Consider the following 18,929-nt stretch of genomic DNA (forward strand, 5'->3'; position numbering starts at 1 on the left):
TATGAGTACCATCGAAGAGCGCGTAAAAAAGATCGTCGCCGAACAACTGGGTGTTAAGGAAGAGGAAATTCAAAACTCCTCATCCTTCGTCGAGGACCTGGGCGCTGATTCTCTGGACACTGTCGAGCTGGTTATGGCTCTTGAAGAAGAATTCGAGACCGAAATCCCAGACGAAGAAGCAGAGAAAATCACGACTGTTCAAGAAGCTGTCGACTACGTTAATGCTCACCAGTAAGCCCAGGCTTGCTGCTAGGCAGTGAAGTTCCGGATTGTTTGTCTGGCTTCACAGAAAACCGCTTCACCCCTGACCGGGTGCGGCGGTTTTTCGTTTTTTAGGATATAATGCACAGCGGTTAGGGGTCGCCAAGCGAAGGCGCGGCCTATTTATATGCAAGATCCGGCTCCGGGTCTGGTATCAGGTCATTAGTATTTGGAGGAAGGGGCATGTCACGAAGAAGAGTTGTGGTCACTGGGATGGGGTTGGTAACTCCTCTGGGAAACAACCTGGATGAATCCTGGAAGGGGATTCTGGCTGGTCAAAGTGGCGTTGCTCCCATTGAAAACTTTGATGCCACTGCTTTTAGCACCCGCTTCGGTGCTCAGGTAAAGAATTTTAATGTGGAAGACTATATGTCGGTCAAGGATGCCCGCAAAATGGATACCTTTATCCAGTACGGCATGGCCGCAGCCATCCAGGCGATTGAGAACTCGGGCCTGGAGTGCAATGAAGAAAATGCCGATCGCATCGGTTGTGCCATCGGTTCCGGCATTGGTGGTCTGCCCATGATCGAGAAAAACCACGATGCCCTGAACAAGGGTGGTCCCCGTAAGGTGTCTCCTTTCTTTGTGCCTGGCTCCATCATCAACATGATTTCCGGTAACCTGGCCATCCGCTATGGCTACAAGGGGCCTAATATTGCGATCACCACGGCCTGTACCACGGGCACCCACAATATCGGCTATTCCGCCCGAACTATTGCCTATGGGGATGCTGATGTCATGGTTTGTGGCGGTGCTGAGTGTGCCAGTACTCCACTGGGTGTAGCTGGCTTTGCCGCTGCCCGTGCACTTTCTACCCGCAACGATGATCCGGTAGCTGCCAGCCGTCCCTGGGACAAGGATCGTGACGGTTTTGTTCTGGGTGACGGTGCCGGTGTTCTGGTGCTGGAAGAGTATGAACATGCCAAGGCGCGGGGCGCTACCATCTATGCTGAACTGAGTGGCTTTGGTATGAGTGATGATGCTTATCACATGACGCTGCCCCCCTCGGAAGGTACAGGTGCAGCGGCTGCTATGCGCAATGCCATCAAGGATTCTGGTCTTAATCCTGACCAGATTGATTACATCAATGCCCACGGCACCTCGACGCCTGCTGGTGATGTGGCCGAAAGCAAGGCGGTGGAGTCGGTGCTGGGCGCTGCATCCAAACAGGTTGCCGTGAGTTCCACCAAGTCCATGATCGGGCATCTGCTGGGTGCTGCCGGTGCCGTTGAAGCTGTCTTCTCGGTTCTGGCGATTCGTGACCAGGTAGCACCACCGACGATTAATCTGGATAACCCGGATGAAGCCTGTACGCTGGATTACGTGCCTCATGAAGCTCGCCAGATGGAGGTGAAGCATAGCCTCTCCAACTCCTTTGGTTTTGGGGGCACTAACGGCAGCCTGATCTTTAGCAAGGTCTAATTAGGGCATGTCCGTATTGCGAACCCTGGTTGATGGCCATGAACCCTCACCGGAAGACCTGGACTGGCTGCTGGCCAGCCGGGCCCTGGCTTTTGGCGAGGGAGTCTTCACCAGTGTTCGCATCTGGCAGGGCAGGGCCATTTTTTGGCCCGATCATCTGCAACGCCTGAAAAAAGGTCTGCAGAGTCTCAAAGCGGAAGTCCAAGGCCACTTTTGGGAAAAGCTTCAGACGGAAGTCCAGCAAGAAGCTGAATACCAGGTGTCCGGAATGCTCAAGGTCATGCTTCTGGCTGGTCCAGGAGGCCGAGGCTATCGTCGGGGTGGCGAGCGCTTGCCCTGGCATCGGGTGCTCTCGGGTCGGCAACTGCCACTTCAGCAGGCGGCCTACCAGGGGGTAACCGTCTGGTGGCAACCCAGTCCCGAAACTGGCCCCCAGACGGATAACAAACATCTAAATCGCCTCTGTCAGGTACTGGCTTCCGAAGCCTGCCCCGATCACTACCCTGAAGCCCTGCTCCATGATTCCCGGGGGCGCATTACCGAAGCCATTGCCCGTAATGTTTTCTGGTACGCCCAGGGCACTTGGCATACCCCCGCCCTGAGTCGCGGTGCCCTGGAAGGCGTGATGCGTAAGCAGCTTTTGCAGGCTACCGGTGCGATGGAGGAGGATGCGGCTTCTCTGGAGGCTTTGCAGGCCAGTGAAGAAGTCCTGCTGTGTAATAGTCTTCAGGGGATCTGGCCGGTGGTGCAGCTGGATGCAGAAGAAGGCTCTCTGGGGCGCTGGCCGCTGGGTCCACAAACGCGCTCACTGATGACTGCTTTTCATCCCGGGATGGGATTACCCCAGGCGTAAGGATTAAATTGATGAAAAAACTCTTCATGGCGCTTGTTCTGACAGGAACAGCCACTCTTCTGGCCTTGGTGCTCTGGGTGAATGGCCAGGTACACCAGCCACTCCAAGTCGATGAACCTCAGTTGCTTGAGGTGGCACCAGGCCAAAACCTGATCAGTTTACTGCAGCAGTTTGAAAGCCAAAACTGGATTGATTCATCCTTGCCTTTTCGCCTCTGGTTGCGAGCGACCAGTGAAAGCGGACGTATCCATGCCGGTGAATATCAGTTGGAACCGGGCTTAACCCTTCATGATCTCTATACCCGCATGCGTGATGGCGAAGTGGTAACCTATCAGGTCACTCTGGTGGAAGGCTGGACCTTTGCTGAAATCCGCGCTGCTTTGGCCGCAGCAAGCAAGCTGGAGCCGGTGAGTCATGATTGGAGCGAAGAAAAAATCATGGCCACTCTGGGGCAACCAGAGGAGCCGGCAGAAGGCTGGTTTTTCCCTGACACCTATGTCTATCACCAGGGAATGAAGGATCTGGATATCCTGCGTCAGGCTCACGAGAGAATGCAGCTTCTGTTAGAGGAAGTTTGGTCCGAGCGTCAGCCGGATCTGCCCCTGGATTCTCCCTACGAGGCTCTGATCCTGGCCTCGATCGTAGAACGTGAAACCGGTGCTGCCCATGAACGTCGCGATATTGCCGGTGTTTTCATACGCCGTCTGGAAAAAGGCATGCGTTTGCAGACTGACCCCACGGTTATCTATGGCATGGGAGAGGATTATCAGGGGCGGATCACCTATGCCGATCTGCGCCGCCCCACTCCCTGGAATACCTACACCATTCGAGGCCTGCCCCCTACGCCCATAGCTTCACCCGGTGAGGCGGCCCTGCGTGCCAGCGTCAACCCGGCAGAAGGGGAGGCGCTTTATTTTGTTGCCCGTGGTGATGGTACGCATCAGTTCTCGGCTACTCTGGAAGAGCATAACCAGGCTGTGCGTGAATATCAGCACCGACGGCGTGAGGATTACCGCAGCTGGCCAGCTGCCGAGGCGGCTGATGAAGAAAGCACCGGCACAGAGGACACTCAGCCATGACGGCCAGAGCTCGAGGTTATTTTGTCACCCTTGAAGGCGGTGAAGGTGCAGGTAAAACAACCAATCTTCAGGCCATTACCGCTCAGCTGGATGCTGCGGGTATAGACTGGATTGCCACTCGCGAGCCGGGTGGAACAGCCTTGGCAGAGAAAATCCGTGAACTCCTGCTGGCAGCTGAAGGTGAGGCACCGCATGAGGTAACCGAGTTGCTGCTGATGTTTGCTGCCCGGGCCCAGCATCTGGAGGAAGTGATCAAACCGGCACTGGCCCGTGGTCAATGGGTGGTTTGCGATCGTTTTACCGATGCAACCTATGCCTATCAAGGCGGGGGTCGTGGTCAAAGCGAAGAGACGATTCAGCAGTTGGAAAAACTGGTACAAAAAGATCTGCAACCGGATCTGACCTTTTTGCTGGACATGCCCGTAGAAAAGGCCGCAGAACGCCTGCAAACCCGTGGCCAGCAAAAGGATCGTTTTGAGCAGGAAAAGCAGGATTTCTTTTCCCGGGTCAGGGATGCCTACCTCAAGCAAGCGTTAAAAAACCCTCTACGCTTTCGGGTTTTGGATGCCAGCCAGCCCCTTGATCAGGTGCAGGCTGATCTCAAGGAAGCTCTGCTCCCCAGTATTCTGGCCTGGAAGCAAGCCCAGCCAAAGAGTGCGCAATGAGTCTCAAGGATGCCGGTGCCAACCCCACTAGCGAACAAAAACCAGCCTTGCCTTTGCCCTGGCAGGCTGATATTTGGCATCAATGGCTGCAGCAACTAAGCCAGGACCGGCTGCCACATGCCATCCTTCTAACCGGTTTGCCGGGTTTGGGCAAGCGAACGCTGGCCCGTGCCCTGGCACATTACCTGCTTTGTGAAAACCCGGAGCCGCGGGAGCCTTGTTGGCGTTGCCCTTCCTGCCAATTGCTGGATTCCGGCTTTCACCCGGACTGGCACCCCCTGGAACCGGAAGCTCCGGGCAAGGCTATCCGCGTTGATGCCATTCGTGAGATGAATGCCCAGGTACAGCAGAGTGCTCAACGGGGCGGTTACAAACTGGTGCTGATCTGGCCTGCCGAAGCCATGAACATCAATGCTGCCAATGCCTTGCTGAAAACGCTGGAAGAACCTGAACCGAGAACCCAGTTTATCCTGGTCAGTGACCAGCCCTCGGCTTTGCCAGCTACTATTCGCAGTCGCTGTCAGCAATGGCCGGTTAAAGCGCCGGATCTGGCCAGCGGCCAAGCCTGGCTTGGTTGCCAGTTATCACCGGAGCAGGATCCTGAAATACTGCTTAAAGCCGCCGGTGGTCGCCCTCTCCAGGCGGTTAAAATGGCCACGCCCGAGTGGGAAGAACCTCGCCAACTTCTCCTGCAGGTTATGGAGGCTCTGAACCGAGGCGCTGATCCCAGTGAGCAGGCACAGAGGCTGAAAAAGTTTGATTTGCCTCAGTTGCTGGATTATCTGCAAAGCTGGCTGGCTGATACGCTAAGGCTTAAACTCATGGGGGAGACGCAAGTCATGGATAGTCGTCAACTCCCCTTGTACCATCAATGGCAGCAGCTGCTCAGCAGCCAGCAACTCTTGGCACTGGACAGTGAATTCAAGCAGGCCCATCTGGCGCTGGCCAGCAACCCCAATCATGAACTCTTTATCGAACGCCTGCTGATCAGGCTGACTCAGGAGCTGGGACATGAGTGAAACCAAGACTTTGACACTCAAATTGAGAGACAAGCAGGCGCTCTATGCCGCCTATATGCCTTTCCTGAAACGTGGTGGTCTTTTTATCCCCACCAGTCGCCACTTCAAGCCTGGCGAAACCGTTCAGGTTTCGCTGCAGCTGGCCGATGAGCAGGACCCTATCGAAATAGTGGGTACCCTGGCCTGGCGTACCCCGGTCGGGGCCCAGGGTCGCAAGACACCGGGAATCGGAATCCATTTTGCCGAGGACGAGGATTCTCCGCGTTACTTTATTGAAGATCAGTTGGCTGGTCTGCTGAATACCGATAAATTAACACATACCATTTAGGAGCCGAAGACTTTATGTTACTGGTTGATTCCCATTGCCACCTGGACATGCTGGATCTGGAAAAAACTTCAGCGGGTGCTGAGGCGGGCCTTCAGGGAGTACTGGATACAGCCCGGCAGCGGGGCGTGGGGCATTTTTTGTGCATCAGTGTTAACCCCGGACGCCTGGATGAACTGCGCCAACTGGTCGAGCCCCATGCTGATGTCAGCTTGAGTGTCGGCTTGCATCCCCTGCATCAAGTGGATACGCCGGTCGATCTTGAGCAGTTGATTGAGCTGGCCCAAGCCGACGATATCGTTGCCCTGGGGGAAACGGGTCTGGACTACCACTATGATCCCGATCAGCGCCAACAGCAGCTGGATTATTTTCAGATGCACCTGGACGCAGCCCTGGTCGTAGACAAGCCGGTGATCGTTCATACGCGTGAAGCCCGGGAAGATACCCTGGCATTGCTCAAACCCTTTGCCGAAAAAGGTGGTCGCGGCGTCATCCACTGTTTTACCGAAGACCTGGATTTTGCCCGCCAGATGGTTGGTCTGGATTTCTATATTTCCCTGTCCGGCATTGTCACTTTTAATTCCGCGAAGAAACTGAGGACGGTGGCCGAGGTGCTGCCGCTGGATCGCCTGCTCGTGGAAACCGATTCTCCCTATTTGGCCCCCGTACCCCATAGGGGCAAGCAGAATGAACCCGGTTATGTTCGCGATGTGGCCGAGTTTCTGGCGCAATTGCGAGGGCTGGAAACCGATTTCCTGGCCCAGCAGACGACCGAGAACTTTTTTCATCTCTTCCCTCTGGCCAGGAAAAACGCCCCTGCACTTGCCTCTTGAGGCAAAGAGGATTACCTTGTTGACTGAAAAGCCGAATTGGGTCACAAGTTTGAGGAGCAAGCCATGGCTGAATCACCGGTAGAAAAACAGGCACGCCGAGTCAGGGAGTTTCGCCAGCGCGAATCCCGCATACTGGATGCCGCCCTGGAGTTGTTCCTCGAACAGGGTGAAGACAAGGTGACCGTGGAAATGATTGCCGAGAAGGTCAATATCGGCAAGGGCACCATCTACAAGCATTTTAGTACCAAGGCGGAAATCTATCTGCGCCTGATGCTGGACTATGAAAAAGAGATGGCCAATCTTTTCCAGCTTCCCCAGATAGCCGAAGACAAGGAAGCCCTGTCCAAGGCCTATTTTGAATTTCGCATGCAGGAGCCTGCCAAGTATCTGCTTTTTAACCGCCTGGAAGAAAAACTGGTCAAGGCCAATGTCATTCCCGAGATGATCGAAGAACTGCACCAGTTCCGGGCGCGCAATCTGGAAAGCCTGTCCGACCTGATCAGTGGGCGCGTGGAAGAAGGTCATCTGGAAGATGTGCCCGCCTATTTTCATTACTGTGCTTCCTGGGCCTTTGTGCATGGGGCAGCGGTGCTTTATCAATCCGAATTCTTCCAGGATGTTATCCAGGACAAGGATGAATTCTTCCGTTTTATGATGGATATCGGTGTGCGCCTGGGTAACCGTGGTCAACGCGGTAAAAAACATCTGGAAGCCGGTAAACCCACCAAGAATGATGCCTGATTATGAGTTTTGCGTCTTTTTCCGGTCTGGTGACCCGGATCGAAAAAAATGCCGAGGAAACCGGTGAACTACCTGTCGAGGACTGGCATCCCACCCAGGTTGTCGATGTGGATCTCAGCATCGATAGCCAGGGGCAGTGGTACCATGAAGGCCAGCCCTTTACCCGCAAGTCTCTGGTACGCCTCTTTTCCCGGCTGCTTCGCAAGGAAGCTGATGGTCACTATTACCTGATTACTCCGGCTGAAAAGGCCCGGATCAGGGTTGCCGAGGTTCCCTTCCTGGTGGTTCTGGCCGAAGCCGATGGCGAAGGTGAGAGCCAACGTCTGCGTCTGCAAACCAACGTCAGTGATGATTTCTGGCTGGATGGGGACCATCCTCTGCGGGTAGAAATGTCCGCTGACGGGGAACCCCGCCCCTTTGTTCGTGTGCGCGCCAATCTTGAAGCCAGAATCCTGCCCCAGGTTTATTATCAAATGGTCGACTGGGCCGAGGCTCGTGAAGAGGGCGAGCATACCTGTGTCTACCTGACCAGCTGTGGCCGAGAATTCCTCCTGGGTTGTTTCTCTTGAGTCTGAAGCCCTTAACACCAGAGCAGCAAGCGGTTGTCACCCATACTCGGGGGCATGCTCGTGTTCGTGCTGTGGCTGGTTCAGGCAAGACCACGACTCTGGTGGAAAGAGTCCTCTACCTGCTGCAGCAGGGGGTGGCCGCACGACGTTTGCTGGTGGTCATGTATAACCGTGCCGCCCGCGAGGATTTTTCCAGCAAGCTGCAGCAACAAGCGCTGGCCAGGGGTCTGCAAGGGCCGCTTCCCGACGTTCGGACCTTCCATTCTCTGGGGCATCGTCTTACGGCTACCCTGGTTCGCTGGGGTTACCTGAAGCCCAGACGCTTGCAGCAGGAAGAGTGGATGCAGGACAGTTTCAGTCGCCAGGCGTTGAAAACCCTGGCAGAACGTCAGGGCGAAGCTGTTCAGCCCTGGCTGGAAGAAGATGCACTGGATGCTTTCAAAAGTTTTTGCACCCGCGTTAAAAGTGGTTTGAAACCAGCCGCTGAAGTAGCTGAAGACCTGGAGCTGCCACGTAACCAAAAGCACCTGGTGGCCGCTTTTGATGAGCTGGAAACCCTACTGGAACAACAGCAGGCGATGTTTTTTGATGACCTGCTTTGGCGTCCCCTCCAGGTGATCAGCCAACATCCGGAGCTGAAGCAGCGGCTGCAGGGTTTTCTCGATTATCTGGTGGTGGATGAATACCAGGATATCAATGCAGTCCAGCAGGCCCTTCTGGTGACTCTTGCCGGAGAAGCCCAGGTTATGGTGGTGGGGGATGTCGACCAGTGTATTTATGAATGGCGTGGCGCCCGGCCTGATTACATGCTGCACCGTTTTCAGCAGGATTTTAACAGTGTGGTGGATTACCCGCTTTCCTGCAGTTTCCGCTTTGGTCACTGGCTGGCGCTGGTAGCCAACCAGGTGATTCAACATAATCGCGAGCGTCCTCCTCAGTTGACCCTGGCCAGGGATTTGCAAGCCACTTCGATTCAACAGGGACAGGGAGCCGCCTGGCTACTGGATCGGTTACAGCAATGGCAGGTCGCCCATCCCGGTAAAACCGCTGCCGTCCTGGTACGTAGCTGGTCACAGAGCCTGGCCGTGCAACTGGAATTACTCAAGGCCCATCAGCCTTTTCAATTGGCACGTCAGGAGCATTTTATTTTTAATCGGCCCCAGATTCAGGGGCTGCTGGCCTATGTACGCCTGGCCCTGAACTCAGCCCCAGGCCGGCGCATCAACTACCAGCATCCTGCAGCACGTCAGGATTTCTATCAGTTGCTGAGTTTTCCTACCCTCTATCTCACAGAAGTTGAGCGTCAGGCGCTGGTAGAAGCCAGAGCCCAGAACAGTGCCCGCCTGGAGGCGGTACTGGAGGCGCTGCCACCGGGTAAGCGCAAACGCTTGCAGCGGCGTTTACAGTTGTTGCAATCCTTGGCACGGCGGGCTGAGCAGATGGCACCCAGGGCTTTTCTGGATCAGGTACTGAGAGAAACAGACGCCCTGGAGCAGATCAAAAAGACCGCTGCCAGCAAAGAAGCAGCCGACGAAAGCCTGCGTTTGCTGGCTGGTTTGCAGCGCTATGCCCAGCAAAGCCCCAAAAAGCTGGCTGACTGGTTGCAGGAGCTGGAAGCAGCTCAGCAGGAAGGTTCGGCTCATCTGGCTGCCAGCAAGGACAAGAAGCAGGTGAGCATCCAGACCGTGCATGCAGCCAAGGGTCTGGAGTGGGACTGGGTGGGTGTCTATGGGCTGAACGAGGGGGATTTTCCCTATAACTCCGGCTTTAGCCGTTTGACGCCTGCGGAGGAAGAAGCGGAACGCCGTCTTTTCTATGTTGCCATTACCCGGAGTCGTGAGGCGCTGGTTCTGGCAGAGGGAGATGCCGGGGGGCAGGTCAGCCGCTTCCTTCAGGAAGCAGCGCTCAAGGATGCTCACTGGTTGATTAAAGCCTTGCGGGATGAAGAAACAGCTGCTGTAGGCCAGGAAACTTCAGTGGCCTACCCTGAGCTGATCAGGCATTACTGGCAGCAAGTCAGTGACCGACCGGTGCCACCTTTGACTCAAGCCAGTAAAGAGCCACCGCAGGCTGCTTCTCCCCGCTTGCAGGAGACATCGGGTCTGCAGCCAGGTGACAGGGTCAGCCATCAAACCTTTGGTGAGGGGGAGTTGCTGAGAGCAGAAGGCGATTATCCCAGTCGTTTGCTCGACATACGTTTTGATCAGGCCGGGCTCAAGCGCCTGAAGGAAGAAAGGGCGCCGCTCAGCCGCCTTCAAGGCGCCTGAGATTATCGCAGATCAGGGCCGTTGCTACCCCGACATTCAGTGATTCTGCCTGGCCATAGCCGGGCAGGGTGACCCGTTGCGTGATCTTGTCTTCCAGTTCGGGGGCGATGCCCTGGGCTTCACTGCCCATAACCACTATCCCCCCTTGGCCCGGTTTTTCCAGTTTCAGGTCATGTATGTTTTCCCCTTCCAGATAAGCACCTAGCACTGCTGTGCCTTCAGGAAGGGTCTGCATGAATTCATCCAGTGGCTGGTAGCTGACCTTGACCCTCAGGAAAGAGCCCTTGCTGGCGGTGATCACCTTGGGATTGAAGACCTCGGCCGTCCCGGGGGAGCATACCAGTTGCTGAATGCCATACCAGTCGGCAATGCGCAGAATCGTTCCCAGATTGCCGGGGTCATTGATCCGATCCAGCGCCAGGATCCAGTTGCCCGCTTGCCAGGAAACTGGCTGAGGCTCAGGCTGAATAGCCACGGCCAGGGCTGACTGGTTGCTGACCAGGGTCCCCAGCTGGGTGAGTTCTTGAGCCGAAGCCGGAACCACCTTTAAGTCGTCCAGATCAGCAGAAAAGCGCTGGATAAAATCGGGGGTGGCAAACACTTGATGGAGGGGCCAGCCCGATGCCAGGAGTTCCAGCACGGTTTTTTCACCTTCGACCAGGAACAACCCCTGTTCACGGCGGTATTTCTTTTTGTGCAGCGAGCGCAGCAGCTTGGCCTGGTTTTTACTGATCATCTGAGTCTCTTGATTGGCGGTGGTTGCGAAGCGCAAGCTTTATCGGCTGGCTTCCTCTATACTGCGGGAATTTTTACCATCTAGGCAGCCTCTAGCTGCACAAGGAGCCGGATTATGACACAAGTGGGTACGCCCTTCAGCCCAACAGCCACACGAGTACTCCTGCTGGGTAGTGGCGAGTTGGGTCGGGAAGTGGTCATCGAACTCAAGCGTCTGGGGTGTGAAGTGATTGCTGCCGATCGCTATGCGCATGCCCCTGCCATGCAGGTGGCTGATCGCAGTCGGGTCGTGGACATGCTGGATGCTCAGGCGCTGCGTCAAGTGGTCGAAGAGGAAAAACCGGCCTTGATCGTTCCGGAAATCGAGGCCCTGGCCACCGATGAGCTGGAGCGTCTTGAAGCGGAGGGTTTTCAGGTAGTTCCTACAGCCAGAGCCGCGCGTCTGACCATGAACCGGGAAGGCATTCGTCGCCTGGTGGCTGAAGAACTCCAGTTACCGACCTCGCCTTACTATTTTGCGGCAACCCGTGAAGACTACCTGCAGGCCGTCGAGTCGATCGGTCTGCCTTGTGTGGTCAAACCCATCATGTCCTCCTCAGGTAAAGGTCAGAGTCTGGTAAAAACAGAGGCTGATATCGAGGCGGCCTGGACCTATGCCCAGGAAGGTGGACGAGCCGGGAAAGGCAAGGTGATTATCGAGGGCTTTGTCGATTTTGATTATGAAATCACCCTGCTGACGGTACGTTCCATCAGTGGCACCCGTTTTTGCGCTCCCATTGGTCATCGCCAGGAAAAGGGCGATTATCGTGAATCCTGGCAGCCGCAAGCCATGTCGGCTGGCGCTTTGGAAAAAGCCAAAGAAATTGCCGAGCAGGTGACCTCTGCCCTGGGTGGCCAGGGGATTTTCGGTGTGGAGCTTTTTGTCAAAGGTGATCAGGTCTGGTTTAGTGAAGTCTCCCCGCGTCCTCACGATACCGGTATGGTGACCCTTATCTCCCAGAACCTTTCCGAATTTGCCCTGCATGCCCGCGCTATTCTGGGTTTGCCGGTGCCTCAGATTCGTCAGTTGGGGGCCGCCGCCTCGGCTGTACTCTTGGTGGAAGGTGAATCCAAGAGCATGATCTATTCCGGTCTGGAGGCCGCCTTGCAGGAAGAAGATACTGACCTGCGCTTGTTTGCCAAACCGGAGGTCAAAGGCAGTCGTCGTCTCGGCGTAGCCTTGGCACTGGATGAAGATCCACAAGCAGCCCGTGACAAGGCGTTAAGGGTGATCGACAAAATTCAGGTGACTTTATAACAAACTGCTTGCCAAGCTCTCGGGCTTGGCATTCAATAAAAGCACTAGTGACTGCTGTTGGTGGCTGGGTTGAAACTGGGCGCTGCAGCAGTAGCTTCTTATCCTTTTGTGGAGTGGTGTGTATGTTGCAGGTTAATGAGTATTTTGAAGGCCAGGTCAAATCCATTGCGCTGAATAACAGTGATGGTCCTTTGACTATGGGTGTGATGTCGGTGGGGGAGTATGAATTCTCCACCTCCAAGGATGAGGAGATGACCGTTGTGTCGGGTGCTTTGCAGGTTTTGTTGCCCGGCGATCCTGCTCTGCGTACTTTCCATAAAGGCCAAAGCTTCAATGTGCCTGCTGGCAGTGTATTCCAGGTCAAGGTTGAAGAGGAAAGCGCCTACCTGTGTCGTTATTCTGATTGAGGTTTGCAGAAGGGCGCATACCTTCTGGAATCCATAAAAAAGGGGCAGCCATGGCTGCCCCTTTTGCTTTTGCTAACCCCGATTACATGTTGGGGTAGGTTGGACCACCGCCGCCTTCAGGCGTTACCCAGGTAATATTCTGGGCAGGATCCTTGATGTCACAAGTCTTACAGTGAACACAGTTGGAGAAGTTGATCTGGAATTTGGGATTACCCGCATCATCTTCAACCACTTCATAGACCCCGGCAGGACAGTAGCGCTGTGCCGGCTCGTCATACTTGGGCAGGTTGTCGCGAATGGGGAGTTCAGGATCCTTCAAACGCAGGTGACAGGGTTGGTCTTCTTCATGCACCGCGTTGGACAGGAAGACAGAAGACAGCTTGTCAAAGCTGAGCTTGCCATCCGGCTTGGGATAGTCAATCTTCTCGCATTCGCTGGCTGGCTTCAGGGCTTCATGATCCTTCTTGGTGTCATGCAGGGTGATCGGCAGTTTGCCACCAAAGATGTTCTGGTCGATGAAGTTGAAAGCGCCGCCCAGGAAGGTGCCATACTTGTGCATGGCCGGACCGAAGTTACGCGACTGCTTGAGCTCCTGGTTGGCCCAGCTGCTTTCCCACTTGTCATTGTAGGCGGTGAGTTCCGCGCCACCTTCATCACCCTTGGCCAGGGCTTCAAAAACGGCTTCAGCGCCCAGCATGCCGGATTTCATGGCGGTGTGAACGCCCTTGATCTTGGCAAAGTTCAGGGTGCCGGCATCACAGCCGATCAAAAGGCCGCCAGGGAAGGTCATCTTGGGCAGGCAGTTGTAACCACCCTTGGTGATGGCACGCGCCCCATAGCTGACCCGCTTGCCGCCTTCCAGGTACTGTTTGATCACCGGATGGTGCTTCATGCGCTGGAATTCATCAAAAGGCGACAGGTGAGGGTTGGAGTAGGAAAGGTCAACGATCAGACCCACTTCCACCTGGTTGTTTTCATCATGATAAAGGAAGAAACCACCGGCAGTATCACCGGACAGAGGCCAGCCAGAGCCGTGAACCACCAGGCCTTGTTGATGCTTGTCGGGGTCGATATCCCAGAGTTCCTTGATGCCGATACCATAGTGCTGGGGGTCAGCATCAGTATCCAGCTTGTACTGGCTGATGAGTTCTTTACCCAGGTGGCCGCGACAGCCTTCGGTAAAGAGGGTGTACTTGGCACGCAGCTCCATACCTGGCTCAAAGCTATCCTTGGGTTCACCATCGGCGCCGATACCCATATCACCGGTGATTACACCCTGGACTTCGCCTTGGTCACCATAGATGATGCTGGCCGCAGGAAAGCCAGGGAAGACATTGACTTCCAACTCTTCGGCCTGTTCGCCCAGCCAGCGCACCAGATTGCCCAGGCTGACAATGTAGTTGCCATGGTTGTGCATGGTTTTGGGTACAGCGAAACCGGGCAGTTTGGTGCCGGAGGTTTCATTTTTAAGAAGGTAGACTTCATCTTTGGTCACCTGGGTGGTAACCGGGGCACCTTTGTCTTTCCAGTCAGGAATCAATTCATCCAGGGCACGGGTTTCAATGACCGCACCGGATAGAATATGGGCACCCACTTCAGAGCCTTTCTCAACCACACAGACTTCCAGCTCCTGGCCGGCTTCGTTGGCTTGCTGTTTCAGGCGGATGGCGGCTGCCAGCCCTGAGGGGCCAGCGCCGACGATGAGTACATCAAACTCCATAGATTCGCGTTCCACGGCAACTCTCCTCAAAGTGGGTTGTTTTCATTATCAAAACTGCTAAAGTGTATTTAAAACGGTCGTTTGCTTCTGGTCAATACCTGGCTTCAGTGAAGTGCTTTCAGCGACTGGAGTCAAGCCTTGTCACCGTTTTTTAAGCTTAGGGCATTATAAGCTTTAAAATGTGACCCGTCAGTTTAAGTCAAAGTTTGACTGAAAGCCGACTTAGAGTCATCATTCATGCAGCAAGCGTTATACGCCCTGTTTTTATGTCGCAGGTTGCACTCAAAGCTGCCTGCTGTTTCAACCACTGAGAAAACGGAGAATCTATGAAGGTTCTTGTCCCTGTTAAGCGCGTTGTCGACTACAACGTCAAGGTTCGTGTCAAAGCGGATCAGTCAGATGTTGATCTGGCTAATGTCAAAATGTCCATGAACCCTTTCTGTGAAATCGCGGTTGAAGAAGCGGTACGCTTGAAGGAAAAGGGTGTGGCCTCTGAAATAGTAGCAGTCACCATTGGCCCCAAAACAGCCCAGGAGCAGCTGCGTACTGCCATGGCGCTGGGTGCTGACCGCAGTATCCTGATCGAAACCGATGAGAAGGTGGATTCCCTGACTGCGGCCAAGTTGCTGGCCAAGGTGGTTGAGGAAGAAGAACCCCAAGTCGTCATGATGGGTAAACAGTCCATCGATACCGACAACAACCAGACACCTCAGATGCTGGCTGCTCTGGCAGGCTTTGCTCAGGCAACCTTTGCTTCTGAAGTAACCATCGACGGCGACAAGGCCCAGGTTAAGCGTGAAATTGATGGCGGTCTGCAAACCATCGAGGTCAAACTGCCTGCAGTGATCAGTGCCGACCTGCGCCTGAACGAACCTCGTTATGCCAAGCTGCCCAATATCATGAAGGCCAAGAAAAAGCCGCTGGACAGCAAAACACCTGCCGATTATGGCGTGGAAGTGGCTTCCAAGCTGAAAACCCTGAAGGTAGAGCCGCCTGCAGAGCGTTCTGCCGGTATCAAGGTGGGCAGCGTGGATGAGCTGGTCGACAAACTGAAAAATGAAGCGAAGGTGGTCTAATGAGTATTCTTGTTGTAGCTGATCATCATAACAGTGAACTGACACCCGTGACCGCCAATGTGGTCGCTGCAGCCAAGGAAATCGGTGGTGATATTCACCTGCTGGTTGCTGGCGAAAACTGCCAGGCTGCTGCTGAAGCTGCCGCCAAGCTGGAGGGTGTCAGCAAAGTACTGGTCGCCGATAATGCTGCCTATGGTCATCAACTGGCTGAAAACGTGGCTGCACTGCTGGCTGAAATTGGTAAGGACTACAGCCACCTGCTGACTGGTGCCACAGCTGTGGGTAAAAATGTGTTTCCACGCGCAGCCGCCCTGCTGGATGTGGACCAGATTTCTGAAATCATCAGTGTGGAAAGTGCCGATACCTTCCAGCGTCCTATCTATGCCGGTAACGCCATTGCTACGGTTCAGAGCGAAGATGCCGTCAAGGTTATCACCGTTCGTGGTACTTCTTTTGATCCGGTTGCTGAAACCGGTTCTGCTGAAATTGAAGCCCTGGACAAGGCAACCGATGCCGGTTTGTCCAGCCATGTCAGCGAAGAGCTGGCTGCTTCCGATCGTCCTGAACTGACTGCTGCCGGTGTTGTGGTTTCCGGCGGTCGTGGTGTAGGCAGTGAAGAAGGCTTTGACATCATCTACAAGCTGGCTGACAAACTGGGCGGTGCTGTAGGTGCTTCCCGTGCAGCAGTAGACGCCGGTTATGTGCCTAACGACCTGCAAGTGGGTCAGACGGGCAAGATCGTTGCTCCTCAGCTGTATATTGCTGCCGGTATTTCCGGTGCTATCCAGCATTTGGCAGGCATGAAAGACTCCAAAGTGATCGTGGCGATCAACAAAGACGAAGAAGCCCCCATCTTCCAGGTGGCGGACTATGGTCTGGTGGCCGATCTCTTTGAAGCTGTGCCTGAACTGGAAGGCAAGCTGTAAGCTTTCAGGTTTTCCTGATGACCAAAGCCAGCCCTAGGGCTGGCTTTTTTTATTGTTTTTTATGTGACTAAGCTAGGCGCAGGCAGTGGACTCGTCTAGACTTCACCTCCCTTTTCACTGTGACCGGAATTGCCCTTGACTGCTTCAGCTTTTGATCAACTGCCTCTTAAAAAAGAACTTCTGACCAACCTGGAGTCTCTGGGTTATCTGCAAATGACCCAAGTGCAGGCAGAGGCCCTGCCAAGACTGCTGGCCGGTGAAGACCTGGTTGTGCAGGCGCAAACCGGTTCAGGTAAAACGGCGGCCTTTGCCCTGGGCCTGTTGCAATCGCTTGAGGAAAAGGATTTCAGCCTTCAGGGGCTGGTGCTTTGCCCAACCCGTGAACTGGCTGATCAGGTGGCCGAGGAGATCCGGCGTCTGGCCCGCCAGCTGGCCAATATCAAGGTGCTAACCCTCTGTGGTGGCCAGCCTTTTGGTCCCCAGGTGCAATCACTCAAACATGGTGCCCATTTGCTGGTGGCGACACCGGGCCGTCTTCTGGATCACCTGCAAAAGGGTAATCTGCAAGTGGATCAGGTTCGACAGCTGGTCCTGGATGAAGCAGACCGAATGCTGGATATGGGCTTTCAGGAGCCCCTGGAAGCCCTGCTTGAAGCCCTGCCTCGCCAGCGGCAGACACTGCTGTTTAGTGCGACCTACCCGCCAGGTATAGCCAGCCTGGCCAAGGCATATCTGCAGCAGCCGGGTCAATTGAAGGTTCAGAGCAGTCATCAGGTGGCTGAAATTGAGCAGCATTTCTACCGGATCGGGGATGCTAGCCAGAGATATGCCTCTCTTGAGCAGTTGCTACTCCATTACCAACCGGCTTCCTGCATGATCTTCTGTACGACTCGCAAGGAAACCCAATCACTTGCCGAGGGACTGCGAGCGGCCGGTTTCAGTGCTCTGGCACTGCATGGCGAGCTGGAACAAAAAGACCGGGATCAGGTCTGGATCCAGTTTTCCAATCACAGTGCCTCTCTGTTGGTTGCCACAGATGTGGCCGCTCGTGGCCTGGATATGAGTGCTCTGGATCTGGTGGTGAATTATAGCCCGGCCCTGGACCCTGAGGTTCATGTGCATCGCGTCGGTCGCACGGGTCGGGCTGGCGAAAAAGGCCTTGCCTTGACCCTGGTGGCCGAAGAGGAAGCCTTCCGGTTCGAAATTCTGGCCGAGTATCTGGATGCTGATTTATCCTTGGAAAACCTGCCTCCTGTCAAAATGCAAGCCCGGCCAGAGCCAGCTCCCATGCAGACCCTGATGGTGGATGGCGGGAAAAAACAGAAACTCAGGCCTGGGGATCTGCTTGGTGCCTTGACGGCTGATCCTGAGCTGGAAGCAGCGGGGATAGGCAAGATTCAAATCAAGGCCAGACAGAGTTATGTGGCTCTACCCAGAAACCTGGCACGCCAGGGCTTGTCACAGCTGCAGCAAGGAAAGCTTAAGGGCAAGAATTTCCGGGTCAGGCTTTTAAAAAGCTGAAACAAAGCTGTTGCCTTAGTGAGGCGGACTGGATTCTGCTAAGGTATTGTTTAAATAAGTTTTTTGGGGAGAAGATAGATTATGATGAAGCGAATCCTGGTGAGTGTGCTTCTCACGGTGACAGGCATGAATCTTCAGGCTGCTCCCATCGATGCCGTGGGGCTGGTGATTGGTGAGCCGACCGGCCTGACTGCTAAAAAATGGCTGGATGATGATCGGGCCCTGACAGCGGGTTTGGGCTGGTCCCTGGGTCGGGATACGGAGGTCTATCTATCCGCCGACTATCTGTTTCACGAGGACCAGTGGCTGGATTCCGTGACTCTTCCCCGTGAGCTGGATGGGCGCTTGGCTCCCTATTGGGGGGTAGGTGGCCGTTTTGAACTGGATGATGAAGCGCCTCGTGAAAATCAGGATGATGACTGGGTTGCCGGTGTACGCTTTCCAGTAGGCCTGACCTACCTCTTTGCCCAATCCCCGTTTGATGTTTTTATCGAAATAGCGCCCGGCATGGATCTACTGCCCTCCACGGATTTGCGTATTGAGGCTGCTCTGGGTGGTCGTTTTTACTTCTGACTTGGTTGCAGCATTAACAACAAAAACCTTTTGTACGGGTTCTTTACTACTTGAGAGCTGCGAAGAACCTGGCCGTTAATCAACACTCTTCGGGAAGGAGGGGTCGCTAAGCGACTGGCCTGCTTTTTGCAGATTTAAAAGGAATTCAGTCTGCCAGGAGGTGCCTTGTGACCCGAGTAATTTTCTATGAAAAGCCCGGATGTATAAATAATACCCGCCAGAAGCAGCTCCTGGCGGCGTCCGGTCATGAAGTCATAGCCTGTAATCTGCTTAAGGAACCCTGGACAAGCGAGGGCTTAAAAGCCTTTTTCCAAGACCTGCCTTTGCCCGCCTGGTTTAACAAGGCAGCACCAGCCATCAAACAAGGGGAAATCAAACCGGAAGAACTGACAGAAGATCAGGCGCTGGCTTTGATGTTGAAGGAGCCGCTCTTGATCCGCCGCCCCCTGATGCTGGCTGAGGGAGAAAGAAAGGTGGGCTTTGAAGTGGATGAAGTGAAGGCCTGGATAGGCTTGGATGAGCCCGAAGGTAATCCGGACTTGCAAACTTGCCCGCGTAGCCATGAGGCTTCTTCCTGTAAGCCTGCCTAGGTCTGTCTGACTCTGTCTTCCTAGCTAAATGCTGCTGCTATAAGACCGCT

At 54.7% G+C, this 18,929-nt stretch carries 20 protein-coding genes; 18 read left to right on the forward strand and 2 right to left on the reverse strand.

The window, feature by feature from the left end; all coding sequences use genetic code 11:
- Window position 1: 1 nt before the first annotated feature.
- From acpP to DFK18_RS10570, 11 genes are all read left to right on the forward strand, one after another.
- Window positions 2-235: an acyl carrier protein gene (gene acpP / locus DFK18_RS10520; protein WP_091959712.1), complete on the forward strand. Its 234-nt coding sequence runs from the start codon at window positions 2-4 to the stop codon at window positions 233-235.
- Between the two features lie 209 nt (window positions 236-444).
- The gene (gene fabF, locus DFK18_RS10525) at window positions 445-1,683 is read left to right on the forward strand and encodes a beta-ketoacyl-ACP synthase II (protein ID WP_114418219.1); all 1,239 of its coding nucleotides are present in this window, start codon (window positions 445-447) and stop codon (window positions 1,681-1,683) included.
- A 7-nt stretch (window positions 1,684-1,690) separates the two neighbouring features.
- On the forward strand, window positions 1,691-2,536 hold the full coding sequence (locus tag DFK18_RS10530) for an aminotransferase class IV (protein ID WP_114418220.1): 846 nt from the start codon (window positions 1,691-1,693) through the stop codon (window positions 2,534-2,536).
- Window positions 2,537-2,547: 11 nt separating this feature from the next.
- A complete protein-coding gene (gene mltG / locus DFK18_RS10535) occupies window positions 2,548-3,615 on the forward strand; it encodes an endolytic transglycosylase MltG (protein ID WP_114418221.1) in 1,068 nt (355 codons plus the stop codon).
- Entirely contained in the window at window positions 3,612-4,280 is a 669-nt protein-coding gene (tmk, locus tag DFK18_RS10540) for a dTMP kinase (RefSeq protein WP_114418222.1), read from the forward strand. The genes mltG and tmk overlap by 4 nt, the downstream gene beginning before the upstream one ends.
- A complete protein-coding gene (locus DFK18_RS10545) occupies window positions 4,277-5,299 on the forward strand; it encodes a DNA polymerase III subunit delta' (RefSeq protein WP_114418223.1) in 1,023 nt (340 codons plus the stop codon). The genes tmk and DFK18_RS10545 overlap by 4 nt, the downstream gene beginning before the upstream one ends.
- Entirely contained in the window at window positions 5,292-5,627 is a 336-nt protein-coding gene (locus tag DFK18_RS10550) for a PilZ domain-containing protein (protein WP_114418224.1), read from the forward strand. Before DFK18_RS10545 ends, DFK18_RS10550 begins: the two co-directional genes overlap by 8 nt.
- Window positions 5,628-5,641: 14 nt before the next feature.
- Window positions 5,642-6,457: a TatD family hydrolase gene (locus DFK18_RS10555; protein WP_114418225.1), complete on the forward strand. Its 816-nt coding sequence runs from the start codon at window positions 5,642-5,644 to the stop codon at window positions 6,455-6,457.
- Between the two features lie 63 nt (window positions 6,458-6,520).
- Complete coding sequence (locus DFK18_RS10560; protein ID WP_114418226.1) at window positions 6,521-7,198, forward strand: TetR/AcrR family transcriptional regulator; 678 nt, start codon at window positions 6,521-6,523, stop codon at window positions 7,196-7,198.
- 2 nt (window positions 7,199-7,200) lie between these two features.
- The gene (locus DFK18_RS10565) at window positions 7,201-7,767 is read left to right on the forward strand and encodes a DUF1285 domain-containing protein (RefSeq protein WP_114418227.1); all 567 of its coding nucleotides are present in this window, start codon (window positions 7,201-7,203) and stop codon (window positions 7,765-7,767) included.
- Window positions 7,764-10,034, forward strand: coding sequence for an ATP-dependent helicase (locus tag DFK18_RS10570; protein ID WP_162299764.1), 2,271 nt, complete (start codon window positions 7,764-7,766; stop codon window positions 10,032-10,034). Before DFK18_RS10565 ends, DFK18_RS10570 begins: the two co-directional genes overlap by 4 nt.
- Here DFK18_RS10570 and DFK18_RS10575 read toward each other — a convergent pair.
- The gene (locus DFK18_RS10575; protein WP_114418229.1) at window positions 10,012-10,770 is read right to left on the reverse strand and encodes a TrmH family RNA methyltransferase; all 759 of its coding nucleotides are present in this window, start codon (window positions 10,768-10,770) and stop codon (window positions 10,012-10,014) included. The two genes, DFK18_RS10570 and DFK18_RS10575, sit on opposite strands and share 23 nt — an antisense overlap.
- Before the next feature lie 114 nt (window positions 10,771-10,884).
- On the opposite strand from DFK18_RS10575, the gene purT reads away from it, so the two are divergent.
- On the forward strand, window positions 10,885-12,066 hold the full coding sequence (gene purT / locus DFK18_RS10580) for a formate-dependent phosphoribosylglycinamide formyltransferase (protein WP_114418230.1): 1,182 nt from the start codon (window positions 10,885-10,887) through the stop codon (window positions 12,064-12,066).
- Between the two features lie 122 nt (window positions 12,067-12,188).
- Window positions 12,189-12,473, forward strand: a complete 285-nt coding sequence (ppnP, locus tag DFK18_RS10585; RefSeq protein WP_114418231.1) for a pyrimidine/purine nucleoside phosphorylase — start codon at window positions 12,189-12,191, stop codon at window positions 12,471-12,473.
- Window positions 12,474-12,555: 82 nt separating this feature from the next.
- Here the strand turns inward: ppnP and DFK18_RS10590 are convergent, their stop codons facing one another.
- Window positions 12,556-14,193 (reverse strand): electron transfer flavoprotein-ubiquinone oxidoreductase, encoded by a 1,638-nt coding sequence (locus DFK18_RS10590; protein WP_114418326.1) that lies wholly within the window; start codon window positions 14,191-14,193, stop codon window positions 12,556-12,558.
- Window positions 14,194-14,519: 326 nt separating this feature from the next.
- Here DFK18_RS10590 and DFK18_RS10595 point away from each other — a divergent pair, with 326 nt between their 5' ends.
- The 5 genes from DFK18_RS10595 (at window position 14,520) to DFK18_RS10615 (ending at window position 18,879) form a co-directional block, all read left to right on the forward strand.
- On the forward strand, window positions 14,520-15,269 hold the full coding sequence (locus DFK18_RS10595; RefSeq protein WP_114418232.1) for an electron transfer flavoprotein subunit beta/FixA family protein: 750 nt from the start codon (window positions 14,520-14,522) through the stop codon (window positions 15,267-15,269).
- Window positions 15,269-16,195 carry an electron transfer flavoprotein subunit alpha/FixB family protein gene (locus DFK18_RS10600; protein WP_114418233.1) on the forward strand — a complete coding sequence of 309 codons (927 nt, stop codon included), beginning with the start codon at window positions 15,269-15,271 and terminating at the stop codon, window positions 16,193-16,195. The genes DFK18_RS10595 and DFK18_RS10600 overlap by 1 nt, the downstream gene beginning before the upstream one ends.
- Window positions 16,196-16,330: 135 nt before the next feature.
- A complete protein-coding gene (dbpA, locus tag DFK18_RS10605; RefSeq protein WP_114418234.1) occupies window positions 16,331-17,716 on the forward strand; it encodes an ATP-dependent RNA helicase DbpA in 1,386 nt (461 codons plus the stop codon).
- Between the two features lie 81 nt (window positions 17,717-17,797).
- Entirely contained in the window at window positions 17,798-18,289 is a 492-nt protein-coding gene (locus DFK18_RS10610; protein ID WP_114418235.1) for a hypothetical protein, read from the forward strand.
- Between the two features lie 167 nt (window positions 18,290-18,456).
- Window positions 18,457-18,879 carry an ArsC/Spx/MgsR family protein gene (locus DFK18_RS10615; protein WP_114418236.1) on the forward strand — a complete coding sequence of 141 codons (423 nt, stop codon included), beginning with the start codon at window positions 18,457-18,459 and terminating at the stop codon, window positions 18,877-18,879.
- Window positions 18,880-18,929 lie beyond the last annotated feature (50 nt).

It is taken from the genome of Marinospirillum perlucidum, from assembly GCF_003336805.1.
GTDB lineage: Bacteria > Pseudomonadota > Gammaproteobacteria > Pseudomonadales > Halomonadaceae > Marinospirillum > Marinospirillum perlucidum.